At 43.2% G+C, this 12,494-nt stretch carries 9 protein-coding genes and 1 tRNA gene; 3 read left to right on the forward strand and 7 right to left on the reverse strand.

The features are described 5' to 3' along the window. Window positions 1–117: 117 nt before the first annotated feature. Window positions 118–4,512 carry a two-component regulator propeller domain-containing protein gene (locus J4N23_RS03830; protein ID WP_370527232.1) on the reverse strand — a complete coding sequence of 1,465 codons (4,395 nt, stop codon included), beginning with the start codon at window positions 4,510–4,512 and terminating at the stop codon, window positions 118–120. A 134-nt stretch (window positions 4,513–4,646) separates the two neighbouring features. Beyond that, window positions 4,647–6,500 (reverse strand): glycoside hydrolase family 15 protein, encoded by a 1,854-nt coding sequence (locus tag J4N23_RS03835; RefSeq protein WP_207425676.1) that lies wholly within the window; start codon window positions 6,498–6,500, stop codon window positions 4,647–4,649. Between the two features lie 251 nt (window positions 6,501–6,751). Here J4N23_RS03835 and J4N23_RS03840 point away from each other — a divergent pair, with 251 nt between their 5' ends. The 3 genes from J4N23_RS03840 to J4N23_RS03850 all read left to right on the forward strand — a co-directional run bounded on the left by J4N23_RS03840 (window position 6,752) and on the right by J4N23_RS03850 (window position 9,225). Further along, window positions 6,752–6,931, forward strand: coding sequence for a hypothetical protein (locus tag J4N23_RS03840; RefSeq protein WP_207425677.1), 180 nt, complete (start codon window positions 6,752–6,754; stop codon window positions 6,929–6,931). Between the two features lie 173 nt (window positions 6,932–7,104). Then, a tRNA-Lys gene (locus J4N23_RS03845) sits at window positions 7,105–7,177 on the forward strand. A 671-nt stretch (window positions 7,178–7,848) separates the two neighbouring features. Further along, the gene (locus J4N23_RS03850) at window positions 7,849–9,225 is read left to right on the forward strand and encodes a site-specific integrase (protein ID WP_207425678.1); all 1,377 of its coding nucleotides are present in this window, start codon (window positions 7,849–7,851) and stop codon (window positions 9,223–9,225) included. A gap of 20 nt (window positions 9,226–9,245) precedes the next feature. Here the strand turns inward: J4N23_RS03850 and J4N23_RS03855 are convergent, their stop codons facing one another. The 5 genes from J4N23_RS03855 to J4N23_RS03875 all read right to left on the reverse strand — a co-directional run bounded on the left by J4N23_RS03855 (window position 9,246) and on the right by J4N23_RS03875 (window position 11,495). After that, window positions 9,246–9,596, reverse strand: a complete 351-nt coding sequence (locus tag J4N23_RS03855) for a hypothetical protein (protein WP_207425679.1) — start codon at window positions 9,594–9,596, stop codon at window positions 9,246–9,248. A gap of 83 nt (window positions 9,597–9,679) precedes the next feature. Further along, window positions 9,680–9,886, reverse strand: a complete 207-nt coding sequence (locus tag J4N23_RS03860; RefSeq protein WP_207425680.1) for a hypothetical protein — start codon at window positions 9,884–9,886, stop codon at window positions 9,680–9,682. Beyond that, window positions 9,879–10,133, reverse strand: coding sequence for a hypothetical protein (locus J4N23_RS03865; protein WP_207425681.1), 255 nt, complete (start codon window positions 10,131–10,133; stop codon window positions 9,879–9,881). The genes J4N23_RS03860 and J4N23_RS03865 overlap by 8 nt, the downstream gene beginning before the upstream one ends. 17 nt (window positions 10,134–10,150) lie before the next feature. Then, entirely contained in the window at window positions 10,151–10,333 is a 183-nt protein-coding gene (locus tag J4N23_RS03870; protein ID WP_207425682.1) for a hypothetical protein, read from the reverse strand. A gap of 1 nt (window position 10,334) precedes the next feature. Beyond that, the gene (locus J4N23_RS03875) at window positions 10,335–11,495 is read right to left on the reverse strand and encodes a hypothetical protein (protein ID WP_207425683.1); all 1,161 of its coding nucleotides are present in this window, start codon (window positions 11,493–11,495) and stop codon (window positions 10,335–10,337) included. Window positions 11,496–12,494 lie beyond the last annotated feature (999 nt).

Raw genomic sequence — 12,494 nt, forward strand, 5'->3', positions numbered from 1 at the left:
TTCGGGCGTAAGCTGATATCTGCGAACGCCATGGATTGCAGAAAGGAAATTGGAAGAACTTTAGCAGAGAATAAACGAATGGGAGCCTCACCGAAAATGATGGATAAACCAGGCTCCCTATTTTGGCACAACCGACCCCACTCCCGACTGGACTTGTTTAAGGTACTCTGTCGGAGTTTGGTTAAATTCAGCTTTGAAACAGGTACTGAAATATTTCGGATTGTTGAAACCGGAAGCGTAGGCGACTTCAGCTACATTTCTCTCACCCGCATCAAAAAGTTTTCTGGCATGTTTCAACCGGGTTTCCCGCACGAACTCCACTGGTGCCATATTCGTCAAACTCTTAAACTTCTTGAAGAATGCAGAGCGACTCATACCTACAGTTTCTGCTACCAGCTCAATGTTAAACTCGGCATCCGCCAATTTTTCCTGCACGATTTCGATAATTCTTTCAAGGAAAGCAGTATCCTGGCTTGTAATAACTATGCCTTCAGCAACGGGAGTATTTTTTCCATCTGCAAGCGAGTCGAAAAGCCTTCTGCGCTGCCTCAATAAGTTTGAAATAGCTGCCTGGACAAATTCTACCTTAAACGGTTTGGTGATGTAATAGTCCGCGCCGTATTCAAGCCCTTCTATCTGACTTTCAACTGAAAATTTTGCTGTCAGCAGAACTACGGGAATATGACTTGTGCTGATATTACTTTTCAGACGGTCGAGAAGTTCGATACCGTCTATTCTCGGCATCATTACATCCGTTAGTACCAGATCGGGAAGCAATTGCAATGCCTTTTGTAAACCTTCTTCACCATCTTTAGCGGTTTCAACCCGATAAAAGCTGGACAGCTGAGAGGAAAGGAACTGACGAAGATCATCGCTGTCTTCCACCAGCAGCACGAGGGGAGCATCGTCTCCCGGCCCTAAGAATGAATTTTGCAAAGGAGAAGTGGGAAGGTCAATTAAACTATCTACCCGTAGCTGACTCAGTTCCGCCTGGTCGATAAAATAGGTGGAAGCCGGATTAAAATGCGTTTTCCCGAGCCTAAGGACCATTTCAACACAGAGGCCGTGCGGATGGTTATGCGCAGCAGAGATTGTCCCCTGGTGTAGTTCGATCAACTCCCTTGTAAACGACAAACCGAGTCCGGTTCCTTTGGACGTATTTTGCCCCCTGTTTCCTTCGTAATATTTTTCAAAAATCCGGCCCAGTTCATCCTCACTCACCCCTGGTCCTTCATCTATCACTTTTATACTAAAGCGGCGAGCCCCTGCGCTTCGATCAATCACCACTTTGACCCTCCCCTTCTCTAAGGAAAATTTCACGGCGTTTCCAATAATGTTATAGACTGCTATATCCAGCTTCTCTCCATCCACCCATGCTAAAAGCTCTTCCTCACTTGAAACAACTTCTATGCTGAGGTCTTTTTGACGGGCAAGCTCTGTAAAATAGGAGCAAACGTTTCGAACAAAAGAGCAAATTTCGACCTCAGATACCTTAAGAACAGCCTTTCCACTTTCTACCTTTCGGAGATCGAGCAACTGGTTCACAAAGCGCACCATACGCCGGGCGTTTTTTAAAACAATCCCTGCATATTCAGACCCTTTATCAGAAAGCGGTTCATTTTTCAGGATTTCTTCTGTCGGATTTAATATTAAAGTAAGCGGCGTTCGTAGTTCGTGGGAAACTTGGGTGAAAAAATCCACTTTCAATTCAGCAAGCCGTCTTTCAACAGCAATCCCTTGCCTCAATCTCAACATGGTGAGTGCTACCCGTCTCACTACCTCCATCATTATCAGGGCTGTCAAAAAGTACAAGGAATAGGCCCACCAGGTTTTCCAAGGTGGAGGCAGAATGGTGATCGACAGCGTTTTTAAAGGCACATTTGAATACAATTCAGCGCTCGAACTTTTCACCTCGAAACGATATTTCCCGGGAGGAAGATTGGTGTAGCTAGCGGTTTTCTGCTTTCTGCTGTTGCGCCAGCTTTTGTCAAAGCCGTGCAGCCGATAAATATAGCGCTCCTTGTCGCCCGACCGGTAGTCCAACACAGAAAAGTCAATGCTGATAATGTTTTGATCATGCTTCAGAATCAACTCCTGACTGCTATTAATCGAGGATTTTAATAGTGAGCTATCGCCAGGCTGCACGTCCCTGTTATTAATTTGCAAATTTGTGAAGGCCATGTGAGCCTTAATCTTTTTATTCCCGATGGCATAAGGACTGAATGTAATATATCCGGCCGTGGTGCCAAAGGCAAGCTTGCCGTTGCTCAAGATCAAACAGGAAGCTTCTGAGAAATTGGCGTTAGGCAATCCATCATAGACGTTAAAATTCTGAAAGTGCTTACTGTTGACATTAAACTTTGTTAAACCATTCTGTGAAGACAACCAAAGGTTTCCCTGCCGGTCTTCAACAGCACTCAGCAGGTAGTCGCTGGGGAGCCCGTTCTTTGCGGAATAGTTCACAAAAGACAAGGCGCTCGTGGGATCACTGCCAATTGCCTGGTTAAGGCCTCCGGAAGAAGTACACACCCACATTCTCTGCTTACTGTCTTTAAGGATGAAGTGGACGTCATTTCCCCCGAGGCTGCTTATTTCGCCGGGAATTTTACGATACTTAATGAAATCATAATCTTTCGAATGACGTCTATCCGGATTAAAAATCAACAGCCCTTCGGTGGTGCCAATCCAGATATTCCCGTTAAAATCTTCCGCAAGATGGCGAATCCGGGTAAAGCTTGATTTCGGATATTTTTTAAAGGTGTTTGAAATGTTTTTGAATACTGTCTTTCCCGCCTCTTCCTCAATCTTAATCAATCCCCCGCCATAAGATCCAGCCCAGAGCCGCCCTTTTTTATCCTCGATTATTGTATAGATAGTATTACTCGGCAGCGACGGCATCTTTTCTCTCGAAAAGTGAGTAATCAAGTAGCTTATTCCCCGGTTGTCCAGGGGCATAGCCTTGTAAAGGCCGTCTGATTTTGTACCCAGCCAGATATTTCCTTTTCGGTCTTCCAATATTGAATAGATGGACCCAAAGCCCTTGGAGGGGAAATTTTTGAATAAGTTTTTTACGAGTCTTCCGTCTTTAAACACTCGTAATCTGCCATCCTTAGTGCTCACCCAGAGCCTGTTTTGCCGGTCCTGATATATTGCCCTTACCTCGTTTGCAACCCGATAAATAGAGTTGTCAACAAGCTTATGGTGCTCGAAGTTGGTGTTTGGGAAGATTACCTGTTCCAGTCCGCCATCATCCGTGGAGAGCCAGAGCACGCCTGTAGGATCATAAAAACGGGCTCCGACCATGTTAGAAAAGCGCCGGTTTGCGGTCCCTGGTTCATTATAGAAATATTCGAGGTTCCCCTTGTCGGGATTGTAATATCCGAAGCCGGTGCCTTTCATATTCACCCAAACCCTAACTTTTGCATCTTCGAACACGCTGTAATCCTCCGTTTGGTGCAGATAGTTGGAAACGTTTTTCTGAGAAAAGTGCCTGTAGGTCCTGCTCCCCGTGTCAAATCTTATTACTCCCATGCTTGCTGGTTCCAACCACAGCGCTCCATCGCTACTTTCGTATAGCGAGTGCAAGGAATTGCCGGCTGAGATTTGGGTGGTTTGTATCTCTCCTCCAGCTAGCGAAACCTCAAGCAGCTCACCTGCCGGTGTAGTACAATAAAGCCTGGGATGGCGCTTAGAAACAAGCAAACCGTTAATTCTTCGTAAGCTAAGCCTCGTCTTTGTAAGTGTGCCGCTTCGTTTATCTGCCGAGATCAAATAACCTTCTGCAGTACCGAACCAAACTTTGCCCCTGTTGTGATCTACAGCCGTGATATTGAGGGAGCCAAGTTTCCCCTGAAAGCTGATGGTTTTGTAGATTCCATTAGCCTGCTTCTTTAGCAGACATAAACCTTTGGGTGTTCCCACCCATACTTTAGTAAGACTCTCGCGAAAGAAAAAATTGATGGTATCAGAAGGTAGACGAAATCCCCCGTGCTGCTTTTTAGAGTATCCGTTGTACCGAGGTTGAGGAAGGTGGCTGGAGGAAATAAGAACAAGGCCCTCTCCTTGGCTCTGCAACCAAACCTCATTCTTCGCTGCTTCCAAAATCTTGACGAACTGGGAGGTCGGATTTGCTCTTCCCTTTATGATATCGGCAATTGCCAAAAACCTATGCTTCCGTTTATCAAAACGATAGATCTGGTTGTCATAAGCACGGAGCCACAAGAAACCCGCCTCATCTTCTTCGATCTGATCGATCCGGTTGTTTTTGAGATTTGACTTGTCGCCGGGGTAGGATTTGAAGGTCAAGAAGTTTTGCCCGTCAAAACGGTTAATCCCCGCCCAGGTTCCAAACCACATAAAACCCTCCCGGTCCTTAATCATGCACCGAATCCTATTGTCCGACAAGCCATCCGCTGTGGAATAATGCCGGAAGATGGGTTGAATCTGGGAAAAAGTGCTAAATGATAGAAAAACAAGGAGACAGCAAATCCCCGCCCGAATCCCTTGAAGCATCTTATTGGTTGAATAATTGGTTACAAACAAAAATGCTAATAAAAACTGAGCTTTCAACGCGGCTGATGTCGGGATTGGAAAATCAAGCAGAAGAAAGAGAGCTGAATTAGTTCGCAGTTTAGGAAGCTGTGGGTTTAGACACTGTCGGATACATCCCGTTTATCTCCGTCTCGTATTTCCTTGTTCCACTGGTCATCCAGTTGTTTATCGAGGTGCAGTGCAGCACTGATTAAACCAAGATGAGTAAATGCCTGCGGAAAATTGCCAAGGTGCTCACCCTGTAAGCCAAGCATCTCCGCATAAAGACCTACATGATTGGCGTAACCCAGCATTTTCTCAAAATAAAGCCGCGCTTTAGTCAGTTCTCCAGCCATGGACAAGCATTCAACATACCAGAAGGTGCACATAGAAAAAGTTCCTTCTCCTCCCGTTAGCCCATCAAATGCCTCATTAGGTCGATAGCGATAGACCAGGAAGTCGGACACCAGTTTCTCCTCGATCAACTTCAGCGTGGACAACCATTGCGGGTCTTTAGGACCAATGAAGCGGATCATCGGCATAAGCAGAGTAGCTGCGTCTACCGTTTTTGCCCCCTTATATTGTACAAATGCCTGCAACTCTTCATCCCAGAAATCGACATGAATAGAATTGAAAATATTGTCCCGCTCCTGAATCCACCTATCAGAAAGGGGATACGAATGTTTTTGTGCGATTTTTACGCCCCGGTCTATCGCTACCCAACACATCATTCGCGAGTAAAGGAATTCTTTTTTTCCTCCCCGAACCTCCCAAATCCCTTCGTCGCTGCGTTGCCAGTTGTCGCAAACCCAATCGACATGCCTTGACAGGTCTTTCCAAAAACGATATGCAATAGGTTCAACTTTCTTATCATATAGGTAAACCGAGTCGAGTAGTTCCCCGTAAATGTCGAGCTGTATCTGTGTATAAGCGCCGTTCCCGATCCGAACGGGCGCAGATCTTTTATAGCCCTCAAGGTGCCTTAATTCGGTTTCTATCAGTTCTTTTTCCCCGTTCAAGGCATACATCAGGCTCAGGTACTCGTCATTTTTGGCAATATCCTTACATTGCTTCTCTATCCAGTTTATAAAATCCCGCGCTTCCTTTCGGTACCCCAATTTCAGGAAGGCATAAACGGTAAAAGAAGCATCTCTGATCCAGGTGTAGCGGTAGTCCCAATTCCTTTCGCCCTCAATTTCTTCAGGTAGGCCGAACGTTGGAGCAGCTACCATAGAACCGAAATTATAAGAGGTCATTAATTTCAGACAAAGGGCAGAACGGTTGACAATTTCCATCCATCTGCCCTTGTAATTCGACTTTTCAACCCAGTCTTTCCAGTATTTGATAGTATCAAAAAGGCTTTGTGTGATAAAGCTTTCCATATCGGCTACCTCTGCCGACTTACAGTCCAGATGCTCGAACAGAAAGTCGGCCTTTTCTCCCTTCTTCAGCCTGAAAGCCGTCACCACGTCTGTATTTTCCAACTTCAACGGAACCGTACTTTTTAATCTGATACTTGTCTTATCCGGACCGGTACTTCTGAAGACTACTTCGTAATCATTTATCAGTTCTGCCGTGTGTTCAGCGCGGGCATAGTCGAAACGTGGTGAGCATTCTACATTGAAATTGAACTCTCCCTGGATACACGTTACCCTTCTGATCAATTCCTTCCCTCCGTAGAGCTCCTCTACAGGCATAAAGTCGGTCAGCTCAGCAACACCTTCTGAGGATAAAAAGCGAGTAAGCAGCACATTGGTATCGGGCAGATATAATTGTTTGTGTTTCACCCTTTCAGATTCCGGGTAGATCTTAAAAGCTCCTCCTTTATTTTCATCCAGTATTGCAGCAAAAATAGTGGGCGAATCAAAGTCTGGAAAACACATAAAGTCAATGGATCCATTCAATCCGACGAGTGCTACCGTATTTAAATCTCCAATGACCCCGTAGTTTTCAATAGGCTGATAGCTCATAGGCAGCGTTTTAGCTAGACGTCATTGTTTAACCTGCCTTGTAAGAAATGGTTTGTTAGAATTGCAATGCTTGAGTTTTTACTAGTTCACCTAACTCAGTTTAACTGGAGTAATATGTTTTGCTGTAAAGCCGTACCGATTCCAAATTAAACTCCTGCAGTGGCATCACTTCATCCTGGGCAAACTTATTCCCTTCTGGATCCTCGGCATGCTTATTCTGACCATCGGCTTAACCATTGCCCGGGTTGTATATGGCATCATTCTGTATGGTCACGAAGCTAAATCCCGTCAGCTACTTTGTTGATGTGATGCAACTGGTCGTATTGAAAGGAAGTACTTTGCGGGATATTGCCGGACATATCGGAACGATGCTGCTGTTCGGGGTAATCCTAAATGGCTGGGCAATTATAAGTTATCATAAAAGAAATTAGGGAAAATGACGTTCCAGCGAATAAAGTGAAGATACCCCTGAGTCGCTTCCCTTAGGGGAACAACTATGTAGCTTTCCAATTTGGGGAATTGACCTGAAACTACTAGATTTGGAAACGCTAAGCATTGCAAGAACGCGGCAGTCCAAGCCGAAGGAAAACATTGCTAACGTTCTGACTTGGTAGCTCAGTTGGTAGAGCAACTGACTCTTAATCAGTGGGTCGAGAGTTCGAGCCTCTCCCAGGTCACTTGAAAATGAGAGAGTTACACCTCAAGTGTAGCTCTTTTCTATTTCTGATACATACTAAATACATACTTGCTGCAGATTTACGGGTTGAACTATCACCAGCAAAAGGAGTCGTTAGAAAAATTATTAGGGCAATTTGTGAATGTACTTACGTTCTCCATTCTCATAGGTACTATAACCATCCCTCTCCAAAAAGTACACTTGGCCTGTCTTCGTGTTAATTATTGATCTATTAGAATTCATCTCGTAACGTCCCTCATTTAAAGTTATGTAAATACTAATCAATGCTGCAACGATAAGACAGCCGATAATAAGGGATGTGATTTTAAAAAATTTATCCAGCATACTTGATTATTTACAAACCCCACAGGTTCCGCCAATCTTCGCGCAATGTTTACAGTATTTACAGTTCTTACAAGCCTTACAGTACTTTGCTCCTGTACAGGTAGCAACTTTGTACGTCTTTAAAAATCCATCTCCGTGGTTGTGAGTGTCGATAGGTTTAGTAGGGCTAGCTGAAAGGAATGTGAATCCAGTTGCAATTAGTAATAAGGTTTTCATAATAACTATTTCTAACAAGGTAAGTAATTTTTGTACTTTCATAAAGGGCGAGCCTGATCAAAAGTAGATACGAGCCTTTCCCGTAATACGCAAGCCTATAATTCACCTTATATGAAGAACCTTTATAAAACAATTAAGTTAAACTCCCATACCTATTATTTACCAGATAACCTTGAACGCTTGTATAAAGATGTGCCTCAACTCAAGTCTCCCGAAAAAGGGGATTGGTACATCTACTACAATATTTGGGATTTTGAGAATGGAGGATGGAGGCCCGTTAAATCCTATACAGATTCCTTAAATAAAAAACAGCACATAACCAACCCGTCTGCACGAAAGAAAAATGGTAAGTTAAAGATTGAGGAGTATTTGAAACTTCTTGAAGAAGGCATCAACCCGAAAGACCGAAAATTCATTTCACCTGAACCGGATAAGAGTCTGAAAGAAGTATTAGCGCAGCTCGATCACCACACAAACATCCCAACAGTCGAGGTTGCTATTGAAAAGTGGCTATTAAAAAAAGCAGGCAAAGACACCCCAAATAAGATACAGCCGGAAAACAAGCAAAAGACTGAGTCGGTATATAATTATTTCTTCAAATCTTTCCTCACCTACCTTGAATCGTTGGGATTAGCAGGTGTCAAAATAAACGAAGTACCAGCTCATGTAGTTTATGAGTGGTTCGAAATTAAATATAACAAGGGGGAATGGGCAGATACTACCTATAACGTTCAACTAGGATGGCTAAAAGCGCCTTTTAATCACTATTCGAAAGTCTACAACTTCGCCAGCCCTCTAAGATTACTAGAAGACAAAGAAGCTAATGAGGATTCTGAAAGGTTTGAAGCTTTTACAGTGGAGGACCTTAAGGTAATATTTAAGACATTAGATAGCCCATATACTATTAAATATGCCTGCTATGAAGAAAAACACGACGCAGAGAAAATGCTGGCCCTGGTTTGCCGCATAATTTTCTACTGCTTCCTTAGAGTGTCTGAAATCCAACGAATGAAAATTAAGCACGTCAGGCGATACAAAGAGGGTTGGTTTGATTTAGACACTACGATAACCAAGAACAAGAAGAAGATCTTTAACCAACTCTATCTGGAACCATTAATCATCGCGTATCTACAGGATCTTGGCTGGGAGAAGTACTTCAATGATCGACAATACGACGATTATTACGTGTTCACTCCGAATCTCATCCCCTCCAAGAAAAGAACCAATGATTACCAATTCGGAGGAAAATTCAAGAAGATCATAAAGTCACTAATCGAAGCGGGTAAATTGAGTGTCAAAGTTGCTAAAAACTACTCTATCTATTCCCTAAAAGCGTCCGGAAATATTGCTGCCTATAATGCAGGTTGGGATATAGTGCAGATATCACTACAAAACCGGCATACTACGATAACTCAAACAGAGACATATCTTAGGAGCTTAAAGGTGGACATAGCCGCCCGAGCACGCCCACCTAGAGAGGCTGTTTAGTTGCTACCATAGGTCTCATCTTATGGAATAATATAGACGCCAGCTTGTAGTAAATAAACGACCCCGCCAGCGTTGTCTAAATACAATTTAATGCATCTATCCGATAGCCCCATCGAAGTGGCTAACACGCCGGCACATACAGCTCGAAATTGGCCATCCGAAAGAGTTGAATTGCGTAAGCGAACCAAGTCACTAACGAAGGCTAAATAGGAAACCTCGTCGAGAACTCCCTCCTCGAGCAATACCACCCCATCATGGAGCGTCTGCGTTAATTCATCAATTCCTATCTCTGCCTCTCCATAAGCTATTTCGATGAAGCGTTGTACAATTTTTCGAACTTCTGATTGATTTTTCGTTTCTTCTACTACCATATTACACTGATTATCTTTATGTTATTACTATAAATATACGAAAACGAAAACTACGCTCATACTCCTGTTGAAAACTTGCAACCTCAAGAAGCCCTTCCCTTTCCTCGGTTCAACAGCTTGAATTTAATCTCTTCGACTCTTTCCTCTCTAGTCTTACTTCTCGTCACCTTTGTCTCCTGCACTCTCGTGTAGAGACTTTGCAAGAAGCTTGTAGAGCTCTTAATGGTCGCCACTTCGGCGGTTAGCTGGTCCAGCTTCTTCTCGATCCGGTTTAATTGTTCCTTATCCATTGTTAGTATTAATATTTTGAATTTCCACTATTGGCCCACCTTTCAAGGCCATTACGTCTAAACATAAGCTATCTCGGTCAAAGCCCTTTTTATCGGCGATCTGTTGCCAAATACCAAATCCTCCGGTCGGCTGTAGCTTAGCCAGTACCTTAACCAAATCCTTATACTCCTCTAGGGTAGAAGTGCTGTAGTACTTCTTGTGAAAACTCGCGTTTGAACTGTGGCTGCTGTAGTTAAATCTATCCATATGCGTTGTTACTATTGTTATACCTTCCCTGATAGCTGGTAGAGCTCGAAATAGTCTAAATCATAGGGCGGATTCACCAGATAACACTCCAGAAGACTTCCCCCATCTAAGCTATAACAGACCCTGTATTCCCCAGTACTCTTGTCGGTGAGATAGTACTCTACCCCATTTGAGTTAATATAAAATTCTCTTAGTTCCATTCTACCTTTTAAACATTGGTGTAACTGAGTAGCGCTGATAACCGTCCGTTAATAACTCTTCGGCCCTTACTAAATCTTCCTCGTTACTGCAAATAATAGAGTCGTGCTTAGTTAAAATAGAACGCCTGCCTTCTTTATACATCGTTCTATAGACATAATCAACACTTATCTTAGCTTCAATTGCCTGCATTGCAATAGGAAGTTTCTTATAGTCTGTTTTGCCAGTGCCTTTCAATTTTTCGAGCAGGGAGAAAGCAGTAGGATACTCTCCTTTAAACGCTTTCGCAAGTTCCGTCGGCTGCTTCTTGTTTATTGGGCAATAGACTAGCTGACCAAAAGCTTCTTCCTTAAATTCAGACCGCTCTTGCTCGCTCTTAAAGGTCTTCCCTATTAGCCTAGCCAGCTCTGCATAACATTTCCTCTCCTGCGGTAGTTGAATGAATCTTTTAAGATCAGCAGGTATTTCGTGACCAGTTCTTCCGGAATACATTTTATAGGCACTTTGAAGCTTTGCCGCTAACAATAATAACTGGCTCTCGCATACATCCGTGTTTTGTAACGGCTGGCCGTCCAAAGAAAGATATTTGAAATAATCCAATTTCCTTGAGGGCACGTTGCATATAGAATTGTATAATCTCGTTCCACGCACACCCCTAGTTGCATAAAACTCGTTTTTATAGATATCAATCAACGAAATGTCCCTGCGCAGTTCGGCAGTTTTTATACCGATATTGGTTATGAATTCTTGACGAGAAAGGCTTTTAATCTCAGGGTATAAATTTTCGAGATAAGCTATACCTTCACTATTTAAACGAAGGGAGTCTTTCATTGTATTTAGCTGTTGGCGACACATTTTGTCAACGCCTACACGCGTATCGGAAGATCGCCAAGCAAATAGCTTTTTCGTGAGAGAACATTCATCAACATCAAAATTCACGACACCTACGAACTCTCCCTCCAATCGTGGATGAAGTTTATAAGTGTTGGAACTATTTCCGACGCTATAATTCTTGTGTTTTACCCAATAGTGATTGCCCTCCATCCATCGAATCATTTCGGAAACTTTTTTCCGCTCCAACCCTGTGAGCTCGGTGAAATACTCGTAGTTGAATGCGGCGCCATCTGACTCATATGCTTCGTCCATGCTATACTTTCGTAGCATATGACTCATTGCATAAATGTAGGAACAAACTAATCGAGAGCTATCTCTTCCCGTAGGGGTTTTGACATTCTTAATTACGCTCTCATAGAACTCTAAAAGTGTGTAGAAATTGATCAAACCTGTTAGCCATCTTGTTATATCTGCCCAATTACCGCCCATACATCAGTAACTGCTAGCTGTGGCTAACAGGTGGGGGCAATCGGTATTGGGCCTACCTAACATACCCCCATTCCTGAGTACAATAAAGATACTAAAAAGAATAGCAGGATTTTCGCGTGTGGAAAAGTTATTAGCAACGAGTTATCCACACAAAAAACTGAAGAACAGACAAATATGGAAAATAATCACCCATATCAAGAATAGACACACGTGGTCTACTTACTAGAACTCTACCCTCAACTTGGAGAAGTAGAATCGGGGCTGGCTTAAATCACTGCGCGAGAATTAGTCAGCATAAATCAATCCTGAGATTCGTGGCATAACCGAACCCTCTATAAGAATGGGGGTTAAAAAAAACTGCGTTCTAGGCACCCTCAAGCCCCATTTTATTACTTTACTACACGCATAAATAGATAGAAAGATATAGATAATAAATAGAATAGATATAAGGACACATAGAAAGATAGATATACATACAAACCGAAAAAAAAAACGGCAAAATTACCCGAAAGAACAGCCGGAGCGCCGTCAAATGAGCCGCATTGCAACGCTGCCAGTCGACACCGAAAAAAATTGCGCTGCCCTAGCTGTGCATATATAGGTTTGCGCCTATCCTGCTTAATCGGGCCAGCCAAAAACGAAGCCTCCTTCGAGCACTATACCTGAGTGACGGTTCATACTAAGGCTAAATCTCAAGCTTCATGACCAGCAACACTTTATATTCCGAACTGGCCTCTATTCATCAAAACTAGGCTGCGGACAAAAGAACCACTAGGTTGAATTGTAAAAATGTCGAGATCGTCCTAGCTCTGTCGCTTATGTTATGCTGAAGAGAATATT

Source organism: Pedobacter sp. SYSU D00535 (assembly GCF_017355855.1).
Classification (GTDB): domain Bacteria; phylum Bacteroidota; class Bacteroidia; order Sphingobacteriales; family Sphingobacteriaceae; genus Desertivirga.

Coding starts and splice junctions, on each gene's coding strand:
- J4N23_RS03830 (WP_370527232.1), bottom strand. CDS start 4,512: ATGCTTCAAGGGATTCGGGCGGGGATTTGCTGTCTCCTTGTTTTTCTA.
- J4N23_RS03835 (WP_207425676.1), bottom strand. CDS start 6,500: ATGAGCTATCAGCCTATTGAAAACTACGGGGTCATTGGAGATTTAAAT.
- J4N23_RS03840 (WP_207425677.1), top strand. CDS start 6,752: ATGGCATCATTCTGTATGGTCACGAAGCTAAATCCCGTCAGCTACTTT.
- J4N23_RS03850 (WP_207425678.1), top strand. CDS start 7,849: ATGAAGAACCTTTATAAAACAATTAAGTTAAACTCCCATACCTATTAT.
- J4N23_RS03855 (WP_207425679.1), bottom strand. CDS start 9,596: ATGGTAGTAGAAGAAACGAAAAATCAATCAGAAGTTCGAAAAATTGTA.
- J4N23_RS03860 (WP_207425680.1), bottom strand. CDS start 9,886: ATGGATAAGGAACAATTAAACCGGATCGAGAAGAAGCTGGACCAGCTA.
- J4N23_RS03865 (WP_207425681.1), bottom strand. CDS start 10,133: ATGGATAGATTTAACTACAGCAGCCACAGTTCAAACGCGAGTTTTCAC.
- J4N23_RS03870 (WP_207425682.1), bottom strand. CDS start 10,333: ATGGAACTAAGAGAATTTTATATTAACTCAAATGGGGTAGAGTACTAT.
- J4N23_RS03875 (WP_207425683.1), bottom strand. CDS start 11,495: ATGCTACGAAAGTATAGCATGGACGAAGCATATGAGTCAGATGGCGCC.